Source organism: Limosilactobacillus rudii (assembly GCF_014145455.1).
Taxonomy (GTDB): domain Bacteria; phylum Bacillota; class Bacilli; order Lactobacillales; family Lactobacillaceae; genus Limosilactobacillus; species Limosilactobacillus rudii.
In genome coordinates this window covers 24739-47175 of record NZ_JACIVB010000017.1, presented here as the reverse complement: position 1 = coordinate 47175, position 22437 = coordinate 24739, and the positions used below count along the sequence as shown (strand labels likewise).

Annotated in this window: 12 protein-coding genes; 6 read left to right on the top strand and 6 right to left on the bottom strand. The window is 41.4% G+C overall.

The annotated features are described in order from the left end of the window. Positions 1–5 precede the first annotated feature (5 nt). Positions 6–1391, top strand: coding sequence for an SLC45 family MFS transporter (locus H5S39_RS00435; protein ID WP_182595120.1), 1386 nt, complete (start codon positions 6–8; stop codon positions 1389–1391). Positions 1392–1565: 174 nt separating this feature from the next. On the opposite strand, the gene H5S39_RS00430 is transcribed toward H5S39_RS00435, so the two are convergent. The 3 genes from H5S39_RS00430 to H5S39_RS00420 form a co-directional block, all read right to left on the bottom strand. After that, a complete protein-coding gene (locus H5S39_RS00430; RefSeq protein ID WP_182595119.1) occupies positions 1566–2936 on the bottom strand; it encodes an SLC45 family MFS transporter in 1371 nt (456 codons plus the stop codon). Between the two features lie 188 nt (positions 2937–3124). Beyond that, positions 3125–4129, bottom strand: a complete 1005-nt coding sequence (locus H5S39_RS00425; RefSeq protein ID WP_182595118.1) for a LacI family DNA-binding transcriptional regulator — start codon at positions 4127–4129, stop codon at positions 3125–3127. A 93-nt stretch (positions 4130–4222) separates the two neighbouring features. Next, entirely contained in the window at positions 4223–5128 is a 906-nt protein-coding gene (locus tag H5S39_RS00420; protein ID WP_182595117.1) for a LysR family transcriptional regulator, read from the bottom strand. A 114-nt stretch (positions 5129–5242) separates the two neighbouring features. On the opposite strand from H5S39_RS00420, the gene vprA reads away from it, so the two are divergent. Beyond that, the gene (gene vprA, locus H5S39_RS00415) at positions 5243–6694 is read left to right on the top strand and encodes a vinyl phenol reductase (protein ID WP_220477011.1); all 1452 of its coding nucleotides are present in this window, start codon (positions 5243–5245) and stop codon (positions 6692–6694) included. A 34-nt stretch (positions 6695–6728) separates the two neighbouring features. Here the strand turns inward: vprA and rlmD are convergent, their stop codons facing one another. From rlmD to H5S39_RS00400, 3 genes are all read right to left on the bottom strand, one after another. Beyond that, the gene (gene rlmD / locus H5S39_RS00410) at positions 6729–8123 is read right to left on the bottom strand and encodes a 23S rRNA (uracil(1939)-C(5))-methyltransferase RlmD (protein WP_182595116.1); all 1395 of its coding nucleotides are present in this window, start codon (positions 8121–8123) and stop codon (positions 6729–6731) included. A 69-nt stretch (positions 8124–8192) separates the two neighbouring features. Next, a complete protein-coding gene (locus H5S39_RS11530) occupies positions 8193–8507 on the bottom strand; it encodes a hypothetical protein (protein WP_231832850.1) in 315 nt (104 codons plus the stop codon). Between the two features lie 58 nt (positions 8508–8565). After that, positions 8566–8766, bottom strand: coding sequence for a hypothetical protein (locus tag H5S39_RS00400; RefSeq protein WP_182595115.1), 201 nt, complete (start codon positions 8764–8766; stop codon positions 8566–8568). A gap of 234 nt (positions 8767–9000) precedes the next feature. Here H5S39_RS00400 and H5S39_RS00395 point away from each other — a divergent pair, with 234 nt between their 5' ends. From H5S39_RS00395 to H5S39_RS00380, 4 genes are all read left to right on the top strand, one after another. Then, positions 9001–9573 (top strand): NADPH-dependent FMN reductase, encoded by a 573-nt coding sequence (locus tag H5S39_RS00395; RefSeq protein ID WP_182595114.1) that lies wholly within the window; start codon positions 9001–9003, stop codon positions 9571–9573. Then, positions 9573–10820, top strand: a complete 1248-nt coding sequence (locus H5S39_RS00390; protein ID WP_182595113.1) for an NAD(P)H-dependent oxidoreductase — start codon at positions 9573–9575, stop codon at positions 10818–10820. Before H5S39_RS00395 ends, H5S39_RS00390 begins: the two co-directional genes overlap by 1 nt. Positions 10821–10822: 2 nt before the next feature. Then, positions 10823–11752, top strand: a complete 930-nt coding sequence (locus H5S39_RS00385) for an FAD:protein FMN transferase (protein ID WP_182595112.1) — start codon at positions 10823–10825, stop codon at positions 11750–11752. A gap of 546 nt (positions 11753–12298) precedes the next feature. Continuing rightward, a complete protein-coding gene (locus tag H5S39_RS00380) occupies positions 12299–22318 on the top strand; it encodes a Rib/alpha-like domain-containing protein (RefSeq protein ID WP_182595111.1) in 10020 nt (3339 codons plus the stop codon). Positions 22319–22437: the final 119 nt, after the last annotated feature.

Here is a 22437-nt window from a genome sequence, read left to right as displayed (position 1 = left end):
CGGTAATGGATAAGCCAATTTCAAAAGTAAAATCAAAGACAGTAACGAAACAGGTTGACCTTGATACAGGGATGCCGGACCTGCCGAAAAAAGAATTATTTGCGATTACGTTTGCCTTTCTAGGAATTAACATGGCGTTTTCCCTCCAAAGTTCACAGATGAGTCGAATCTGCCAAACAATTGGGGCTAATCCTAATAATTTAGGTTTCTTCTTTATTTTTCCGCCATTGATGGGGATGATTGTTCAACCGATCATGGGAAAGATGTCTGACCGTACGTGGAACCGTTTTGGTCGCCGTCTGCCCTACCTTCTCTTTGGGACACCAATTGCGGCTTTGGTTTTGATTATGTTGCCATTCTCCGGTTCGCTTGGCTTTGGTTATGGCTCGATGGCTGCCATGATTTATGCTGCAACAGCAGTGTGTTTAATGGACTTATTTAGTAATATTTGTATGCAGCCATCCCGAATGATCGTCGGCGATATGGTCAATAATAAGCAGAAGAACTTTGCATGGTCGTGGCAACAGGTATTTTCTAACGGTGGTGGAATTTTAGCAACGATCTTACCATTTATCTTTACGATGTTTGGAATGTCAAACACGGCAAAAAGGGGAGTCGTCCCGAATACCGTTATCTGGTCATACCTTTGCGCAGCGGCTGTACTCCTCTTCACCGGTTTATGGACGGTCTTTAATGTTAAGGAATATGACCCTGATACCTATGCCAAGTACCACCATATTGACCCTGATGAACGGAAAAAGTCAGTTAGCCTTTGGAAGCTAGTTAAGACCGCGCCACGGGCATTCTGGGAAATTAATCTTGTGCAATTATTTAGCTGGTTTGCCATTATGTATGTTTGGACTTATACGACCGGAACCTGTGCGCGGAATATTTGGCATACGTCAGATGTAACTTCTGCCGGGTACCAAGCAGCTGGTAACTGGTACGGAATTTTAACTGCCGTATACAGTATTGCTGGAATTGTCTGGGGCTTGATTTACGCTCATGCCAAGGCTGGTTCACGGAAAAAGTGGTATACATTTGGGATGATTATTGGCGGTCTAGGTCTTATCTGGATGACCTTTGTGACGACTAAGACGACCTCGATTATTGCTATGATTATGTTTGGTATCGGTAACTTCAGTATTAACACCATCCCATTTACCCTTCTTACTTCATCATTAAATGGTAAAAATGAAGGGGCATACCTCGGATTGTTCAATGTTGGGATCTGTGTACCGCAAATTGTCGCTTCCCTTTGCAGCTTCTTCCTGTTCCCACTTGTTGGACACAAACAACCGATGATGCTTTTGCTTGGTGGTATTTCACTCCTCATCGGGGCGTTAGCTGTTCAAGCAATTCATGAAGGGGTTACTGTAAAGAAGGCATAGTGGACTGCTAGAATTTCTCCTTAAGAACATAAATATCAACGGGCTTCAGAGTTCTTGATGAGCGCTGAAGCCCGTTTGCGTATTACGTTGATTTAGAGAATGACTTTATAAACAAATAATCCCGACCGACTAAGTGCCGATCGGGATTATTTGTTACTTTGAATGTAAGATATTTTATTCAGCGTAGGTTTCTTTAATGAAGAGAACGGCGATTGCACCAAGTAGAGCAGAGATACCAGTAACGAGCATCATGTTTACTTGTGAACTGCCGAGTAATGGGAAGAGACCAAAGCTAAGTAACGATGCAACCATTTGTGGAACACAGATTGAACCGTTAAATAAACCAAGGTAGGTTCCCATGTGCTTACCGGACAAGGCATTGGTAACCATTGTTAATGGGTAAGTATTCATTGATGCCCATGCAATTCCGATTAATACAAAGGAGAAGATGAGGGCATTTTGGGAATGAATGAAGAAAATGGAGGTATAACCAATTGCCCCAAGTAAGAGGCTGAGAGAATAACCAGCTTTGTGGTGGTTGTTGGGAACCTTAGCTAGAACATAGGACCAAACAACTGCAGCGATTGATTGAACCGCAGTCATTACCCCGTACCAGTTACCAGCAGCTTGATAGGCAGCAGAAGAAGCATCAGTCGTTACCCATACGTTCTTCGCAATGGCTCCGACAGCGTAAGTTGATAGGTATTGGAAGGAGAACCAGCAGAAGAATTGAACTAATGCTACGTTCCAGAATACTTTTGGTGCGTGCTTTAAGAGGGTGAACCAATTGCCGCCTTCCTTGTTATCAGCTTCAGAAATACCGTGATAACGGGCGTAAGTTGCAGGATCATATTCGTGAACCCGGAAAATCGTGAAGAGGCAGGTAATAACTAGGATTACTGCGCCGACGTAAAATGAAATAACAACTGATTGCGGAACAACACCCTTTTTAGCAGTGTTTGAAACTCCCCACCAAGTTAAGAGGAAGGGGAAGATGGCTGCTAAGACCGCCCCGGTATTACAGATCAAACTTTGAATACCGTAAGCATAACTCTTTTGGTCGTCATTAACCATGTCACCAACCATCATCTTAAATGGCTGCATGGCCATATTTGATGAAAGATCAAGGAAGGCAACGGTAATTGCTCCGAATAATAAAGCAGCGAACGATCCATAGCCAAATCCGAGGCTACCAGAGTTCGGTAGGAGGATCATAACGATAACCGCGATGATCATTCCGATGAAAAGATATGGCAACCGTCGTCCACCGAGCTTGGGCGCCCAAGTACGGTCAGAATAATAACCGATAATGGGTTGAACGATTAAACCAGCAAGCGGTGGCAGTAAGAAGAACCATCCTAAGTTATTAGGGTTGGCACCAATGGTCTGGAAGATTCGGCTCATTTGTGAACCCTGCAGTGTAAAGGCGATTTGGACACCGAGAAATCCAAAGTTGATCATCCAAATAGTACTTTTGGGAAGTATCGGTAATCCGCTCGTCGAAGTCTTATCTTGATTGAGAACAACAGATTCGTCTTGACTCATTACAAACAACTCCTAACGATAAAAATAAATAATAATTGCAAATGAGCTAATGTAAGCTCTTACAAGGACAATATAGCAGATAAACAAAAGATGTGCAACCGGTTGCAAAAAATGAAATAAAAAGAAAGCGGGATAGCACGGTGGGTTAAGCGTTGGTATGTTAGGCTTAAACCGCTAACTACTGCTTTCTAGTATATTTTGCTAGTCATTTGCTGGACGCTATCACGAGAAGTTATTCGAACAGGAATAAATTCTGAATCACGATCATTTAGCAGACTTTTAATAGCAGCTGTCCCCATTTGATAGAAATTTTGAGTAACACTGGTGATAGTAGGAATTGTAATATCGCAGAGAAAGGTGCCATCAATGCTAACTAGTGAGAGGTCGTCAGGAATTTTAATACCAAGCAACCGGGCTTCTTTTACTACCCCGACGGCCACCATGTCGCTGGCAGTAATTAAGGCATCCAGATTTTTATTATAGAGTGATTTTAAAATATTTTGTTGCGGACCAAAACTATAGTCCCCATATTTGACCCAGTCCATTTGCGGCACTAACCCTTGTTCAACCATTGCCCGTTGGTAGCCATGCAATCTTTGCTCACCGGTTGATGAATGATCAATTCCGGCAAGGCCAATTCGCTGGTGTCCTCGCGCCAATAAATACTTTGTCGCTAGGTAACCGATTCGTTCATTATCTGAGCTAATAAACTTTAACCCACGGTAACGTTGATCTTCTTGATCGTAGACGGACACCAGACGACAGGGGGTGCTAGTCTCCTTTAAGGTTGTGGCTGCTTGGTCATCAAGTGAGGTAGCCACTAGCAAGATTCCGGCAACGTGTCGTTCAAGGGCAACACTGATCGCTTGGTTGAGTAACCGCGCATTGTGATTTCCGGCGTAGAGAATGAACATTTGATAGCCGGCTTTATCTGTTTCTGCTTGAACAGCAGCGATAATGTCATTAGAAAAGTTTGTTTGTGTATTATTCAAAATAACCGCAATTAGCTTACTACTATTGGCGGCAAGTTCTGCGGCCGCCAGATTCTTTTTATAGCCTAGTTCCTTAGCAATTGCTTCAATTTTAGCCGCGGTTTCAGGCCGGTAGGATTTTTCCTTCTTTGAGAGTACACGGGAAACAGTGGCCGTTGAAACGTTGGCCCGTTGAGCAATGTCTTTAATTGTTGGTTTCATAAAGTGGGCCTCTTTCGCTAATTATTATTACTTCTATTATAGAAAACCTTTATTTATATGTAAACGTTTTCAAAGGTGAAATGGCAACTTATGTTAATTAAGCTGCCCTAAAAATTGGCGAAAATAGTGAAGACCGTTAATGTTGTTGTCAGGACGATAAATTAATTGAATAGAATAATTTTGTGATGCCCGATTAGCAGAATTGTTGAGATGACGGAAAACAACCCAATCATTAGAAAATAGAGGCAAACTTTCAGGATAAAAGGCAATTGCCTGATTTAACGCGACTAGGGTTTGAAGCTGTTCAATAGTTCCAATTCGTTGAATATTGTAGGAATGGTTGCGCGGAAGGGTGGCGAGGAATGCTGATTGTAAGTAGGTCGAACTTTCATTGCTATAGTATAAAATTGTTTGGCCGATAAGATCGGTCGCAGATAGTGATTTTTTAGCAGCGAGGGGATGATCTTTGCTAATTCCGAGGACCATCTTACCATCAGCAACTTTAATACTGTTCAATTCGGTATTTATTAAATGGTCATGAGTTCCATAGTCAAGGATATAAGCGCAATCAAGAATACCAAGCGTGACATCAGCGATTAAATGTTCAATGCTGGCTTCACTTACATGAAAACTAATAGGCTGATCTGCCATCATGCTACGATATTTCCTGATATGTGTGACTAATAAACGACCCTCAAATGGTGAGAAGTAACCAATACGAAGATGCTGTAAATTATTGTTTGTAATATTATGAAGCTTTACCACACTATCGTTGAGCTGATTGATAAGTTCGTTTGCTTGTTGGGAAAAATAGATTCCGGCATTAGTTAAGGAAATTTTATTACTGCCACGAAAGAATAATTTTACTCTCAACTCATTTTCTAAGTTAGTCATTTGCTTTGACACCGTCCGTTGCGAAATAAATTTTTGCTCAGCAACTTGTTGGAAACTCCCGAGCTGAGCAACTGCTAAGAACGTTTTGAGCTGTTCAATTTCCATTTTGCTCTCCTCCTACCCGAAATTTAAGTGCGGCTATCAAACTTATTAGTCATATTAACACTTTCACAAAGTAATTATAATGAAATTACAACTAAAAAGAAAAGGTGAAAAATAATGAGAAGTAAGAAAACTAATTATGATGTTGTGGTCATTGGAACCGGAGCGGCAGGGATGGCAGCCGGGCTTACGGCAGTTCAGGATGGTCATTCTGTACTGATGCTTGAAAAGGGAAAAACTACTGGTGGCAGTACTAACTATACGGAAGGATTATTTGCGATTGATTCTTATTTACAAAAAGAAGAGGGGATCAAAATTAAGGCGACCGATGTCCTTAGTGAAGAAGTAAACTATTCTAAATACAAGGCCGATTCCCGTATATGGCGTGACTATATTAATAGTAGTGCTGAAAATGTGCAATGGTTGCATGAACAAGGCGTTGAATATGAGGGTGTGCAAGCAATGGGCGCAGGAGAAGCGACATGGCACATTTATAAGGGAATGGGTTTTGGTGTTATCCATGATGCTTTGCAACCAAGATTTGAACAGGCAGGCGGTGAGATACTTACTTTGACACGCGCTGTTAACCTTCAAAAAAAGGATAACGGTGACATTGAAGTAACGCTCCGTGATAATCGAACTAAAGAACATTACCGCGTTAGCGCACGCACCGTTGTTTTAGCGACTGGTGGGTACTTAAATAATGAACGTCTGATTAAAGAAGAGACCAGTTATGATGAACGGCGCCTAGTTCCCGTAAGTTCGGGAAAGGGTACCGGTGATGGGCTTGAAATGGCTTGGCATTTGGGTGCCCAGAAGAATGGAATGGGGATGGCGATGCTGTTTGGCGGATATCTTAAAGATGAGCAGGAACCTTCTTATAAGATGATGTCTTCCCAGATGAACACCGCGGCTGGTCAACAGCCCCTTTTATGGGTTAATGAAAATGGTGAGCGCTTTGTTAATGAGGAGGTCGTTTACAATTTCTCGTTAGCTGGTAATGCCCTCTATACGCAAGCGCAAGTTTATAGCATTTTAGATCAAGCGGTAATTGACAAAATGGCAACTGAAGGTAACTTTATGGGCTTAGGAATTTACGTTCGTCGGGGTCAAAAGATGGATAAATTACAAGCAGAATTAGACCAGGCAGTAGCAGCTAAAAAATCGTTTATTTTTAAGGCTAATACAATTGCGGAATTAGCTAAGCAGATGCAGCTACCCGTCGCTAACTTGCAGGAAACGATTAATCGTTATAATAAGTTTGCTGATCAGGGTGTTGATAGTGACTTTGGCAAAGAATCCCAATACCTACAGAAAGTTACGACTGGGCCATTTTATGGCTTTAAACTAAATGTGGGAGCTTTCTGTACCATGGGCGGATTGAAGGTAACGCCAGAAAATCAAGTGCTAGATACCAACTATAAGCCAATTCCAGGATTGTACGCTGCCGGAAATGATGCTTCAGGATTAGTTGGTGATACTTATGGGCCTAATATGCCGGGGACGTGTGTTGGGTACGCCTTTTATTCTGGTCGCAATGCAGCCCACAATATTAATAAATATCTTTAAAATAGAAAAAGGTTGGGTTAATTCCCAGCCTTAATTATTTCCGTAATGATAATTTAACAACAGCCTCGCAACGGGCAGTTTGGGGCATCATATCAATTGGCTGAATGTAGTCAACGTGATAGACGCTGGTCAACCGCCGAAGATTCCGTGCTAGTGATGCCATTCCGCAAGAGACATAGGCAAATTTACGTGGCTTAACCTTTAAGATTTGCTTGATTAATTGATCATCAAGACCGGTTCGTGGCGGGTCAACCACGAGAGCATCGAAGGTTAGTCCTTCTTTTTGCCAACGGGGGAGAACTTCTTCTGCCTTGCCGACTTCGTAATGTGCATTTGTAATGCCATTTAGAGCGGCATTTTCGTTGGCGTCAGCTACTGCTTCGGGGATGACTTCCATTCCACGGACTGCTTTTACCCGCGGTGCTAATGACAACCCGATTGTCCCAATTCCGGCGTAAGCATCGATCAATGTATCATTCTCATCTAATTCAAGGGCGTTGGCTGCTTCTTCATATAAGGTTTCTGTTTGTTCAGGATTTAACTGTAAGAAGGAGCGAGCGGAAAGTTTAAAGTCCAGTCCCATTAAACTTTCAAGGATCGAGGTCTTGCCGGCAAGGTGAATCATTTTCTCGCCCCAGACGAGCGGGGTGTCGCCGGGATTAACATTCTGCATTACTGATACAACAGCTGGAAGATCTTTTTCAATTTGTGCTAATAATTCGCGCTTATGAGGGAGCTTAGCTGAATTAGTGATAAAAGTTAATTGGACTTCGCCAGTCGACCATGATTCACGAACAGCGAGGGTCTTGATAATCCCGCTGTTGTGCTGTTCGTCATAAACTGGAATTTGTAAATCTTCAATCATTTTAGTGACTGCCCGAACTACTCCCATTGTGCGGGGCATTTGGACAGCGCAGGTTTTCATATCAACTAAGGTGTGACTGTTTGGCTGGTATAGTCCTGCCGCGACGTGACCGTCGACCATTCTTACTTGAAATTGTGCCTTATTCCGGTAACCATATTGCTCAGGGGCTGCAATTGTCGGACGAACCTCATAATTACGGTAGCCATATGGTTGAAATTTTTCGAGACTATCGAGGACGACCTGGCGCTTGAATTTTAATTGTTGCTGATAGGCTAAGTTTTCCAATTCAAAACCACCGGCAATATCAGCATATTCATCGCGTGGTTGAACGCGGTAGCGACTCTTTTGCCGGATTCGGTGAATTTTTGCTTCGAGATAACGAGGTAATACCCGAGTAACCTCTGCAACGATTACTTCATTTGGTAGCGCGCCGGGAACAAAACAGACCTTATGCTTATAATAGCCAATTCCATGACCATTAACCCCGATTTTACGAATGGTGAGTGGAAATCTTTTTCCCACCCATACGTCAACGTCTTGTTCACGTTGCTTTGATTGCGTCATAGTGTATCTCCATTCTCTTAAATATAGTGTGGTTATTATTCTAGCACATCATGGAGAGGACAACCTCGATTAGGAGTTTAGGTTAGTTAAATATTTTTCAACTTCGGCACTAGTTAAGTTATAGCTAGCTTTGACTCGCTTTTTGATATTTTCTTTGTCAACGCCTAACTCTTGTAGGTTTTTAACAAGGGTTCGAATTCCTTCTTTGCGTGCTTCAGATTTACCCTCTGTTTTACCCTCTTCACGTGCCTTGCGCTTTGCATCCATCATCAACATCTCATATTTCATAAAGCCTTGTCTCCTTTCTGGATCACTTTTGACTTTATCAATTTCGTTTTGGATCTGTGCAATAAATCTATCTTTATTGTCCGCTTGATTGCGCATTAAGGCAAGAAAATCTTTAATCGGTTGGTCATCGTCTTTAAACTCCTTAGCAAGAGCATTAAAGACGACAATTGTCCGCTTTTTGAGTACTTAAATGTATGATTTTAGTTGCCTTTAGTTTCGGCAGTGCTCGGTTAATTAACTCCAAACAAATATCCTTATTTGCCATTACCATCCCAAACATCGGGTCACTAGTAATTGTCATTCTTTGCCACTTTTCCCAAGCGGCTGCAAGCTGGGCTGTTCGATCATTTTCCATCCGTATACCTCTTTCAAAATTTTTGAGGAGCCTTTTCAGTGCCCTAATCTTATATATACGTAAAAAATTCACTTTTGCACTTTGGTTAACTTTAGAAGGGTGGTGTTATAATCAAATCTTATAAAAATATCTAATAAGTATGCATATTGCTAATGATATGTTTTTTAATCGGTTAAAATATAGTAGAATAACAATGTGAAATGTTGCATAAATAACTTAAAGGAAGTGACACGTTTGAAAATTGCTGCAATTGCCGGGTCCAATGCAAATCATTCGTATAACCGGATGTTGCTCGAATTTATGGCCCGTCATTTTAGTGATGATGATATTGATGTGATCGATATTCGTCAAGTACCGATGTTTAACGAAAATTATAAGGGTAAGATTCCTGAGGTTGTTGCCGATATTGATCGTCGTGTTTCAAGCGCCGATGCTGTTATTATTGCCAGCCCAGAATACAACCATTCGATTACTTCCGCATTAAAGAGTGTGGTTGAATGGTTATCCTATGAAGTACACCCATTAGAAGATAAGCCAGTAATGATTATTGGAGCTTCTACGCATGAACAAGGGTCATCCCGGTCACAAGTACAGTTGCGGGATATTTTGATTTCGCCCGGGGTTAATGCCTATATTTTCCAAAACGAAGAATTCTTCATGAGTGACGCCGCTAATATTATCGATAAAGATGGTAATATTACTAATGAGATGACGATTAGTTTCTTAGAAAAGTGCGTACGTGAATTTAAACACTATGCTAAAGCGATTAACCAGATGGTTGCGGAAAAGAAGGAGGCGGATAAATAATGAAAATTCTTGCATTAGTCGGCACCAATGCTAAGTTCTCATATAACCGAATCTTGCTCCGATACATGAAGAAGCATTTTCGACAAATGGCAGATATCGAGATTCAAGAAATCGATAAATTGCCAGCATTTAGCGTTGATACACCGCTTTCCGAACAAACTGAAGTATGGAAGTTAAAGCAAAAGGTTAAGACGGCTGACGGGATAATCTTCTCAACTCCAGAATATGATCACGGGATTCCAGCGGCCTTAAAGAGTACCGTTGAATGGCTTTCATACCACACAAATGTATTGAAGCATAAGCCAACAATGGTCGTAGGTGTCTCATACGGTCGGCAAGCCTCTGCTCGTTCACAGGTGCAAATGCGGCAGATCCTAATGTCACCAGACTGTGATACCAATCTTCTTCCCGGTAATGAAGTGCTGATTGGAAATGCCAGCCATTCATTCTCAAAGGATGGGCGGTTAGTAAACGATCAAATGCGGGACAACCTTGAAGAATGCTTCACTCATTTTGTGGAATACATTCAAGTTTTTGAAAAAGTTAATAAGGAGGGACTGGATATGTCCGTTAAGCAACCAACGATCAGTGAAGCATACATTAACTTCCCTACAGGTCGTTTGACATTAAAAGAAGTTCAACAAATCTTTAGTACGATTCCATTTGAATTGGACCTCATCGATAGTACTGACCACTTTGCATGGTACTCAGACAAGCCAAACCGGGAACACGTTCGGAATGTGGCTTCTCTTGGTGAAACCGTTCAAGAATGTCATCCGCCAAAGGCTGTTCCAGTAGTAATGAAGATTATCAACAGCTTCCGTAATGGTGAACAAGACGTTGTTACGCGTCCATTATGGATGAATGGTCACCGTTCATTAATTCAATACTACGCTTTACGTGACGTTAATGGTCATTACTTAGGCACAATCGAATTTACTGGTAGTGTTGAATATATCCTCAACCTTTTTGAAAATGGGGCATGGAGTACTGATGGCAACACTGGTGCTTCCAAGCATGAAGATAGTGCTGATAATCAGGTGGCAGAAGAAAGTGTTGACGCATCGACCGGCGCTTCAGAATCTAATGATAACGATGACACGACAACACCTAGTACAACGGTGACTGCTCCGGTATCAACGACTGAAACAGAAAGTACCGACGCAACAACCGGTGCTTCAGATTCAGGTAGTGTTGACGCCAATGACGAAGAGGCTGATGCCACCACGGGAGCATCTGAAAACTAATCATGAATAAGGAATTAATGGCGCAACGACACGTGATGACCCATCATGCCTTAGGAACGCGGATAAATTTAACGATTTTTGGGAATGAGTATTTCTCGTTATTAAAAGAATCGATGGATTTGATTGACCACTACGAAGACCAGTTAACCGTTAATCGTGAACAATCAGAAGTAATGTCAGTTAATCACGGAGCTGGAAAAACGCCGAAAATGGTTTCGAAAACTACTTTTGAGCTAATTGAATTAGCGGTAAAGTATAGTCGCGAGAATTTTGGCTTTAATGCGTTAATCGGGCCGTTAGTAAAATTATGGAAGATTGGGTTTAAAGGAGCACGGGTTCCACGGGATGTAGAAATCCAGGAACGCTTAAAGCTGATTGACCCCTATAAAGTATTATTAGATCATGACGCACGGACAGTCTTTCTGGAAGAACCGGGGATGGAACTTGACCTTGGCGGAATTGCGAAGGGGTACATCGCCGATCGAATTCGGGACTTGTGGCTTGCTAAGGGCGTTCCAGCAGGAATTATTGATCTTGGTGGTAATTTATTATTTGTTGGTAAATCGCCACGACGGGATGACGGGCAGTGGATTATTGGTGTTCAGGACCCACAGCTGCACCGGGGCGAAAACCTAGCAACAGTCCGTGAGCCGGCATGTTCTGCGGTCACGTCAGGAATCTATGAACGGTTCTTGATTAAGGATGGGCACCGCTATCACCACCTCTTGGATCCCCGGACTGGTTATCCGCTGAAAACTGACCTGAGTAGTGTCACTGTTTTTACTGACCAATCAGTAATGGGAGAGATTGAAGCTAAGCGCCTATTCTTTAATGGGCGTCCCCTAGATGGATGGGAACATCAGGCGGGAAACCGTGGCGCCATTTTTATCCATAATGATGAATCAATGACTAGTGTTGGTTTTAATAATTAATTATAAGATAGTAAAGCGATCAAGATCGGCAGTAAAACCGGTCTTGGTCGCTTTTTCTTTTCGGTTAGTTTTGGGTATATCGTCATAAAGTTAGTGCGCTGGTAGAGGATTTTATTTATCGACCCCTCAATAAACTGCTAGTTACTATATTGCTGTATTGTTATTAATTAAATGATGAGAGCACTGAATTTGTGATTTACACGAACATTATTAATCTGGAATGATAATATAAGCCAGCATTCAACAATTACTGTGAACTATTATGGCTGTAAGATGATGACTTGTCCGCTAAATGCTGAAATGGGCAGGTGATTTAAAAGATAAATTAACTAATCATTTGTTTATTATCAGATTAATAAAAATCACCTCATATATGATTTGTTTATCATATATGATAAATCTTTTTATAGTGAGTTTCTTCTACGGGCACACGGGTTTCAGTAAATAATCAATAGCAAATCTGTTTAAAAAGTTTCTGGGAGTTGTATAATTTAGAATGTTAATTGATAAATATTTTTATACGTTATTACAGAGAGGGGTAATTGGATGTTATCTAAGAATAACTGGCAAGAACAATTTCGTAAGCAAGAACCGAAGAAACAACGGTTCGCGATCAAGAAGCTTACGGTTGGAGTTGCCTCAGTATTAATCGGATTCACATTCATGGGATTGAATGCTTCGGCCAGTGCTGATGAAACAGCTAATAGTCAGCAACAACAGCCTGAAGTTACTACGACTAATGGGGATAGCAATGCAAATTCTGGTAGCGCACAGACATTAAATTCTTCAGCAGCTGCCACAACTAATGATCAACAGCAAAGTCAACCGGAACAAGTTGCTTCACCGGTTGCCACTGAGTATGAAGGCAAGGTTGCTGCTAAAGTTGCAGAAAAGACAGCTCAACAAGCTTCTACAAATGCAAAACCTGAAGTAGCACCTACTTCACAACAAAGTTCTGTTTCTGCAACAGATACGAAGACTAAGACTGTTTCTTTCACACCTGAAGATTCCAATGCAATTGCTGGTAATTTAGGTGAAAGTAAAGTAGCTACGCAAGCTAATAATTTCAATTTGGGTATTGAGATGCTCGCTGCTTTACCAACTGACCAGCAAGCTACACCTGTGGATGAAAATGAGCAACATGTTAGTGACTGGAATGGCTTTATCAATGCCTTAAGTAATACAAGCGTTTCTACTATTGACATTGATCAAGGCTTCACGGTTACTGGTAAAACCAGCAATGGTCAAATTGGTGGACAATCACTTGGTTACAATGGTTGTCTAAACTTCAATGCCCAAAATAGTGCTCGTAAATTAACTATTAATGGTAATAAAAATACAATTGATTTTGGTCGTTATACATTAATGTTCCAAGATGTTAACCAAAAGAATGGTGGAGCTTGGGATATTACCCTTAATGATCTTACTATGAAGGGTGTTGCTAAAGACAGTCAAGGCGAAACCAGTACTACTAATCCTGGTACATACGGTTTGCTTTCATTTGCCAATGTTTCTGCTAAGAACCAACAGAACGATACCATTACTTTAAAGGATGTCACTGCGGACGTTACCGGTCGGCCGATTATTAGCGGTGCCAATGGTGCTAATAAGACTAGTGAATACTACACTTTAAACTTAAGTGGTAACAATAACTTCACTAATGAAGGTTACGATGGTGGTGCTACTCCAGCTGATGATGGTTCTGCTATTGAAGCAGGTTACGTAAATATTACTGATGGTACAACTACCATTAACATGACCAAGACTTCTGCTTATAACCTTCAATACGGTGGTAACGCAATCCGTACTATTCAACCTGATGTTGCTGATAAAGAAGGCAACGTAAGCAAGTACACGATGAACGTTGCTAAAGATGCTACATTAAATATTACTGGTGCTAAAAACGTCAAGGGGATCTATGCTGTTGATGGTACTCGTGGTACAGTTAACGTTGACGGTACTATTAACATGAATATGGGTACTGGTCACTCAATCGCCATCTTTGCTGGTAACTTGAATGTTAACAAGGATGCTAGTGTTGATGTAACTACTGCTCAAGATCAAAATGGTGACTCTCTAATAGGTATTACTAACTTTGATGGTGGACAATATGGTGTTCTTTCTATCGGGGTTGGTCAACCAGGTAACCTATCTAATCAAAAAGCTAATGCTATTAATGACAGCGGTTCAATCAAGGTAGTTAGAACTTCAGAAGCTAAAACTAACAGTAAGATCATTTCCATGGGTTCTGGCTCACAAGGTTTAATCAATGGTGACTTTAGAATCAACGTTAATGACGGAGCTACTTTAGACTTACAAGACTCAGTTGAACAAAGTACTACTGGTATGATTTATGTATCAGGAACGAATGTTAACTCATACCTTAACTTTACTCACCCTAAGTACGTTAACTTACAACGCTTAAACAATCACACTGTTGGTAAGTTAATCTACCTTGAAGGTCATAACCAAACTACTATTAATAACTCTCCAATTGCTCAATGGGATGAAGCAAACTTTGGTGGTCCAAGCAATACGTGGGTAGTTTCTAATGTAGCTAGTTATAACAACACGGGTGCTGATGCTGGTACTGGCTTTACTCAAGCAGGTAAGCAAGGTTCTTCAACTGGCAAAGGTGTTGATAAGTTCTTACACTCAAACGGTACTGTAACGATGGCACCTAGCCAAGCTGGTTTGAACTCATTCAGATATAACGGTACTCAATTAGCAGCCGGTAGTAAGACTCAAGGTATTATTGTTCAAGGTACTGGAATTGATGGTGCTGATTACTACCAACCATACTTGAACCAATTCTTGAACCACTTCAATTACTGGACTCCACAACGTTTATCTATGGGTACTAAGTTACTTAACGATCCAGAAGTGGGTGTCAAAGAAGCAGATAAATATGCTCCTGAAACTCAAGTAATTACAGGTTATACTGATCAAACTTTAAATGATTTAGATGCTGCTAAAGGTATTAAGGATTACATCGAAAATGATGGTAAGACTTCAAGTATTGTAGCCAATGATCTTGTTGGTGCAAAAGTAACTTGGTACAACGCCACTAACGATGCATCTGATTGGCAAAGTGTAATGGGTGATTATCCAGCACCAACTAACCCAACTGGTAATTTGAAGCTTAGTGATACTTCAGCATGGGCTAAGGTAACTTATAAGGATAATTCAGTTGATTTTGTAAATATTCCATTAGACATCAAGAGTCAAGCAGACGAATACAATCCACAAGGTCAAAACGTTAACACTACTGTCGGTAAGGAACCAGCAGCCAAGGATGGTATTTCAAATGTTTCTACTTTACCAGCTGATGCTAAATATAGTTGGTCAACAACTCCAGATGTATCTAAAGCCGGAATCGTTCCATCAATCGTTAATGTAACTTATAGTGATGGCTCAGTAGATCAAGTTCCAGTTGATGTCATTGTTAAGGATGATAAGGGCGACGTTCCTGGTAAAGACGGCGATGCTGCTAAGAACGATCCACAAGGTAAAGATGTATCAACAGTTATCGGTACAGTTCCTGATGCAAGCACTGCTGTTGATTGGCCAAAGGCTCCAGTAGATGCAGATGGCAACAGCATTGATCCATCTCAAATTAAGTATGACTGGTCAACTACCCCAGATATTTGGACTAAGGGTGAACACCCAGGTGTTGTTCAAGTAACTTACCCAGATGGAACAACTGATTTAGTTCCAACTAACGTAACTGTTAAGAATTCACCAGCTGGGCAAGCAACTACTATTAAACAAGGTGGTCAAGTTCCAGAACCATCAACTGTTATTGACTGGACTGACAATGGTCAAGTTCCAGATGGTACTAAACCAACTGATCCAAATGTTAAATATACTTGGGTAAATCAACCAGATCCAAACACACCAGGTCAACAAACTGGTACAGTTCAGATTACTTATCCTAATGGCGAATCTACTGTAGTTAGAGTTCCAGTTACTGTAATTCCAACTAATGGTACTTACGACCCATATGCTAAGAACTTAGATTTACCATATAGTCCAACCGGTGCTGGAGTTCCAGCTGCTGATACAGTTGTTGAATTACCATCAGGTGAAACTGCTCCAGATGGTGTTCAATACACTTGGGGTACGAAGCCAGATACTACTAAGCCAGGAATTCAAACCGCTGATATTACCGCAACTTGGACTACCAAGGATAGCAATGGTAACGACGTAACTAATACTAAGAATATTCCTGTTTCAGTTAACGTTGGACCAATGGCTGATTACTACAACCCATCAGCAACTGATTTGACTGTTCCGTTCAATGCAGATATGAATAAATATCCTGCAAAGAACCAAATCACAGGTATTCCATCAGATGTAGCAACTACTGATGTTTGGGCACCAATGCCTGTAACAAGCGTTTCAGGTACTGAACCAACAATGATTAAGGTAACTTATAGTGATGGTTCATTTGATTATGTTCCACTTAACGTTACTGTTGAAGCTAATGTTACAGATGCTGACAAGTATGAACCTGAATACAAGCCAGTTAGTCTAATGCGCGGTACATCTGCAACCGATAAGCCAAGTTGGAAAGATGACAAGACTCCAACTGATGGTGATGTAACATTTACTTCAACTACAGATACTCCAGCTTGGGCAACAGTTGCTAAAGACGGTACTATTACCTTGAAACCAGCTGCTGACTTGGCTCCAGATGCTTACACTGTTCCTGTTAAGGTAACTTACAAAGATGGCTCATCTGAAACCGTTTATGCACCAGTTGCAGTTAATGGTGAAAACACTACCGTTTACTACGGAAACCAAGCAACTACTTCTATTACTGTTGGTGAATACACTAGTCACAAGACTACAGATGGTTCAGCAACTGTAGCTGCCCCACCAGTTACTGAAATTGAATTTAAGAATCAAGATAAAAACTGGAAGGTTCTTAGCTCTGTAACTTACAAGCTCCAAGGTGACAAATACGTTGCAACTACTCCAATTGTTGATGCCGATGGTAACGCAATTCAAATCAACGGTAGTAACGCTCCTGAATCATTCAGTGCTGCAGATGTACAAACTAAGTGGAAAGACGGATTCACACCTAACACCAACGCTTCTAACTATGAATCAACAGGTAATCCTGCTATTAAGGGTTCAGGCACTGGTACCTCACTCGCATCAACTAACTACAAGGAAGCTCCTTATGGTGACCAACGTACCGAATCAGGTAATTTAGCTGGTAACTCTAAGACTCGTGTAAATATCACTATGAGTGGTTCAGATAATCCATTCAATGTTAATACCTGGTCTAACGCCTTTGGTAACATTTACGGTGCAACTACTGGTGAAACATTAACATTCAAGCAAAACCAAGATATGTCTAAGTTATCTGCAGACCAATTTAACAAGTTAATTAATACGACTGATCTTTCAAGTCACAACTTTAAATTCACTTTAGGTTGGGCTCCAGACAAGGCTCCTTCAACTAAGGATATTGCTGATAAGGTTGCAGGTACTGTAAGAATTAGCTTCAGCGATGGTACTTACCTTGATATTCCAGCTACTATCAATGTTACTGGTGACGATCCTGTACCATATGAACCAGGTACTCCAGGTAAAGACGATGAATATAACCACTACGTAGTTCGTACGATTAAGTATAATGTTGCAGATACTAACCACGCAGCAATTGCTGATCAAACACAATCAGTTCACTATGTACGTAAAGACAAGAATGGTAATGCAGGTTACATTGATCCTAATACTGGTAACCCAGTCTATGTTGATTGGACTTTAGCAGAGGGTCAAACCGCTGCATGGCCTGAAAAGGAAGTAACTCAAATTACTGGTTACGATTCATATGTAGATGGTACGAAAGCAACTAGTGTAGCTAAGCAGGGTGTAAGTGCTAAAACAGATAATGCAACTGTTACTGTAACTTACAAGAGCAACACTATTAATCCAACAAATCCAGATGATAAAGATCAAAATGACTTGTTCTTAGATGTACATCGTGATGTTTATGTATCAGGTAACAAGGATAAGAATTTATCACAAACTTTACACTATGCACGTAACAAGGTAATTGATACTGCAACTCAAAAGGTTGTAAGTTACGGTGACTGGGTACTTGGCAAGTTAGAAGACGGTAAATGGGTTGCAGGCGGAACTGCAGAATTTACTGCTGAAACAGCACCAGATTCTAAAGATCCATCAAAGACCACTTACGTACAATACGGTGCAAATGGTGAAAGGACTGCAACTAATGAGATTAAGGCAGTTCCAGTAACAACTAAAGATGTTACCGAATCAACAGGTCAAAATATCGCAACACCACAAAACGGCGAATCCGTATACGTAACTTATGACGTAGCTTCGCATGAAGTAAATCCAACTGATCCAACTAAGGAAGATCAGAAAGACTTGTTCATGAACGTAAGTCGTGATGTCTATGTATCAGGCAAGAAGTCAGATGACTTATCACAAACTTTACACTATGCACGTACCAAGGAAGTTAATACCAAGACTGGTGTAGTAATTAGTTACGGTGACTGGGTACTTGGTAAGTTAGAAAACGGTAACTGGGTTGCAGGCGGAACTGCAGAATTTACTGCTGAAACAGCACCTGATAAGACTGGTTACACAACTTACGTACAATATGGTGAAGACAAAGATACTAAGACTGCAACCAATGAAATCAAGTCAGAAGAAGTACCAACTACCAAGAATGATAAAGGCTATGTAACTCCAGAAGATGGTACTCCAGTATACGTAACTTACCAAGAGAACACTCCAACTCCAGTTGAAGACGTAACTGTAAGCTACCAATTCTACGACACTACTGATAAGAAGAATGTTGGTAATCCAATTACAGTAACTGGTAAGCCAGGTTCAGTAGAAAAGACCGGCTTGAAGGTTCCAGAAAATTACGAGCTAGCTAAAGGACAAACTCTTCCAGAAGAAGTAACTATTCCAGCCAAGGGTGAAACCATTGTTATCAACTTAGTTCACGGCACCAAAGACATTACTCCAACTACTCCAGGCGTAGATCCTAACAAGCCTAAGTATAAGGATATGTTCACTACAGTAAGTCGTGATATTTACCAAACTAAACCAAATGAGAGCGAAAAATTAATTAATACTCAAAAGGTTGAATTTGGACGTAATGGTATTGAAGATAAAGTAACTGGTAAAGTAACTGGTACAGGTGCTTGGGAAGTCGGTAAGACTGAAAATGGTATATTCGTTCCAGGTGGTAGCTCCGACTTTGCTAAAGAAGCTGTTGAACAATTTAATGGTTACGTATCATATGTAAACAATAAAGTTTCAACTGAAATTGCTGCTGAAAGTGCTCTTGTAAATGGCGTTCCAACTAATGCTGCTGCAGTTCATATCACTTATGTCGAAGGTGTACCAGTTCCATATAACCCAACTGACAAGGACATGAATAAGGACGTAACTCGTACAATCACGGTTTACACAACTACTGATGATAAGACTGAAACCATTACTCAAAATGTTCACTTCGTTCGTGGTGGTGAAGGTCAAACTGCTGGTACTAAGGATGCTGATGGTAAGATTACTTGGGGTGCTTGGACTGTTGCTACTAAGGACGGCAATACTTGGAAGTCAACCGGTGCTACTAAGGGTACTTGGGCACAATACGATGTACCTCAAGTAGATGGCTACACTTCAACTGTTGATGGCAAGGCTGCTAAGGATGTTGCTGCAAACAACGATGTTACTGCAGATACTGATCCTTCAAACGTAACAGTTGCCTACACCAAGAGTACTCAACCAACTGACCCATCAATCAACCCTAACAACCCAGGTGAAAACAGCGACATGTTCGCTCACCCAACACGGACAATCAATGTTACAAACCCATTGACAGGTAAGACTGATGCTCAGACTCAAACAGTATGGTTCGGTCGGACAAAGACTGTTTCAACTGATCCAAATGTAAAACCTGTTTATGGTGAATGGCAATTAGGTAAGGTTGACGGCGACAAATTCGTTGTTGATGCCAAGGCTCCTAACGGCTGGGCAGAATTTGATGCTCCAGTATTCAACGGTTACATCCCAAGTCAAGCTAAGGTTGCAGCTGTAAACGACATAACAGCAACTACTAAGGATGCTACTGTAAACATCACTTACACTGAAACTGATGCTCACAAGTACACCGCTGATGGTGGTAATATCACCGTTGACAAGGGTCATGTCTTAGATAACAAGGATGCACAAAACGCTATTGTTAACAACAATAAGCTTCCAGAAGGTACCACATACACTTGGAAGGATGCGCCAAGCACCGCTACTATTGGTGATAAGAACGGTATCGTTACTGTAACTTACCCAGATGGCTCAGTTGACAATGTTCCAGTAATGGTTCACGTTACTGACCAAGCTGCTAAGTACGACCCAGAAGGTCAAGTAATCACTATCAAGAAGGGTGACAAGGTTCCTGATCCTGAACAAGGTATTAAGAACACTGCTGACTTACCAAGCGGTACTAAGTACACTTGGGAAGTTGCTCCTGACCCATCTAAGGTTGGTCAACAACCAGTAGTTATTACTGTTACCTACCCAGACGGTTCACAAGACCAAGTACCAACAACTGTTATTGTTACTGATAACACCCCAACACCTACAAAGACTGATGCTGACAAGTACACTCCAGAAGGTCAGGTAGTCACTGTTAACAAGGGTGACAAGCTTCCAGATGCCGTCAATGGTATTAAGAACTCTAAGGACTTACCAAGCGGCACTAAGTACACTTGGAAGACCAACGTTGATACCAACACACCAGGTGACAAGCCTGCTGTAATCACAGTAACTTACCCAGACGGTTCTGCTGAAGATGTACCAACGATCGTTCATGTTAACCCATCAGACGCTGATAAGTACACTCCTCAAGGTCAAAACATCACTGTCAACAAGGGTGATAAGGTTCCTGATCCAGCAACTGCTATTACTAACAAGGGTGACTTACCACAAGGTACCAAGTACACTTGGGAAACTACCCCTGATACTAATAAAGTCGGTGATCAACCAGCCACAGTTGTTGTAACTTACCCAGATGGTTCACAAGACAATGTTCCGGTTATCATCACGGTTAAGAATACTGAAACACCAGTACAAAGTGATGCTGACAAGTACAACCCAGAAGGTGGCACGATTACTGCTAAGTTGAACGAAGACTTGAGTGGCAAGGCTGCTGATGACATTGTCAACAAGGATACCTTGCCAGCTGGTACTAAGTATGCTTGGACTGATGGTACTCCATCAACCAAGACTGCTGGTTTGACGATGCATTACGTAACGGTAACTTACCCAGATGGCTCAAGTGAAGTTGTTCCAGCTTATGTCAACGTTACAAGTGATGCTGACGAATACAGCCCAGTACCACAAACGGTTACTGTTAAGAAGGGTCAAACACCTGACCCAGCTGATGGTATCAAGAACAAGGGTGACCTTCCTAAGGGTACTGACTACACTTGGAAGACCCCAGTTGATACTACAACTCCAGGTGACAAGCCTGCTACAGTAGTTGTTACCTACCCAGACGGTTCTAAGGAAGAAGTTCCAACTGTCGTTCAAGTTTACACTCCTGCTGAAGGACAAAATGTAAATACTATTAAGGGTAATGTTCCAGCTCCTACAAAGGGCATCAAGAACATGGATGAAGTTCCAACTGGTACGAAGGTTGAATGGACTAACCCAGACAAGGTTAAGACTGATGTCAACACACTTGGTAACCATGATGAACAGATCACGGTAACTTACCCAGACGGTACTAAGGATACTATTACGGTCACCGTTACTGTTAAGAATCCTGCAACGCCAAATCCAACTGACGCTGAGAAGAACAACCCAATTGCTCAACCAATTACTACTCCAGAAGGCGTTGTTCCTGAAGCATCAGAAGGTATCAAGAATAAGGATCAATTGCCAGGTGGCACTAAGTACGAATGGAAGAACAAGGATCAGGTTGCTAATGATGTCAAGAAGCCTGGTACTCACACTGAAACAATCGTTGTTACTTACCCAGATGGCTCAACAGATGAAGTTACAGTAACGGTTACTGTTCCAGCTCCAGAAGGTCAGAACATTAATACCAACCAAGGCGTACTTCCTAACCCAAGTGATGCTATTAAGAACAAGGATCAAATGCCAGATGGCACCAAGTACGAATGGAAGGTACAACCTGATGTAACTACACCAGGTGATCACACCGGTGTTGTTGAAGTCATCTTCCCAGACGGTACGACTTACGATGTTGAAGTTACTGTTCATGTCAATGCAGTAAACAACAGCAATGTTAAGAGCGATAATAACAACAATAGTACTGTTGCACCGCAAGAAAAGACATCAACAGTTAACAAGACTGCTAGTGTATCCGCACCAGCAGCGGCAAGCGTAAAGAATAATTCGCAAACTACCACAACGAATAATTCTAAGCAATTGCCACAAACTGGTAATGAAACTAACGAAACCACTTCACTAGTTGGCTTAGGACTAGCTGCAATTGCAAGTCTCTTTGGCCTCGGTGGTCTACGCAAGAAAAACGACAACAAGTAAATCCACACTCCCCCTCTAGGATTTACCAATAAACATGATTATTAACACAGCGTATTAGTAACATTGCCAGCTATAAAGGCTCACGACAGCAAAATGTCGTGAGCCTTTTTTATCGCTTC

What these genes read in the sequence shown, in the direction of transcription:
- H5S39_RS00435 (WP_182595120.1), top strand. Translation starts at nt 6, where the DNA reads ATGGATAAGCCAATTTCAAAAGTAAAATCAAAGACAGTAACGAAACAG.
- H5S39_RS00430 (WP_182595119.1), bottom strand. Translation starts at nt 2,936, where the DNA reads ATGAGTCAAGACGAATCTGTTGTTCTCAATCAAGATAAGACTTCGACG.
- H5S39_RS00425 (WP_182595118.1), bottom strand. Translation starts at nt 4,129, where the DNA reads ATGAAACCAACAATTAAAGACATTGCTCAACGGGCCAACGTTTCAACG.
- H5S39_RS00420 (WP_182595117.1), bottom strand. Translation starts at nt 5,128, where the DNA reads ATGGAAATTGAACAGCTCAAAACGTTCTTAGCAGTTGCTCAGCTCGGG.
- vprA (WP_220477011.1), top strand. Translation starts at nt 5,243, where the DNA reads ATGAGAAGTAAGAAAACTAATTATGATGTTGTGGTCATTGGAACCGGA.
- rlmD (WP_182595116.1), bottom strand. Translation starts at nt 8,123, where the DNA reads ATGACGCAATCAAAGCAACGTGAACAAGACGTTGACGTATGGGTGGGA.
- H5S39_RS11530 (WP_231832850.1), bottom strand. Translation starts at nt 8,507, where the DNA reads ATGCGCAATCAAGCGGACAATAAAGATAGATTTATTGCACAGATCCAA.
- H5S39_RS00400 (WP_182595115.1), bottom strand. Translation starts at nt 8,766, where the DNA reads ATGGAAAATGATCGAACAGCCCAGCTTGCAGCCGCTTGGGAAAAGTGG.
- H5S39_RS00390 (WP_182595113.1), top strand. Translation starts at nt 9,573, where the DNA reads ATGAAAATTCTTGCATTAGTCGGCACCAATGCTAAGTTCTCATATAAC.
- H5S39_RS00385 (WP_182595112.1), top strand. Translation starts at nt 10,823, where the DNA reads ATGAATAAGGAATTAATGGCGCAACGACACGTGATGACCCATCATGCC.
- H5S39_RS00380 (WP_182595111.1), top strand. Translation starts at nt 12,299, where the DNA reads ATGTTATCTAAGAATAACTGGCAAGAACAATTTCGTAAGCAAGAACCG.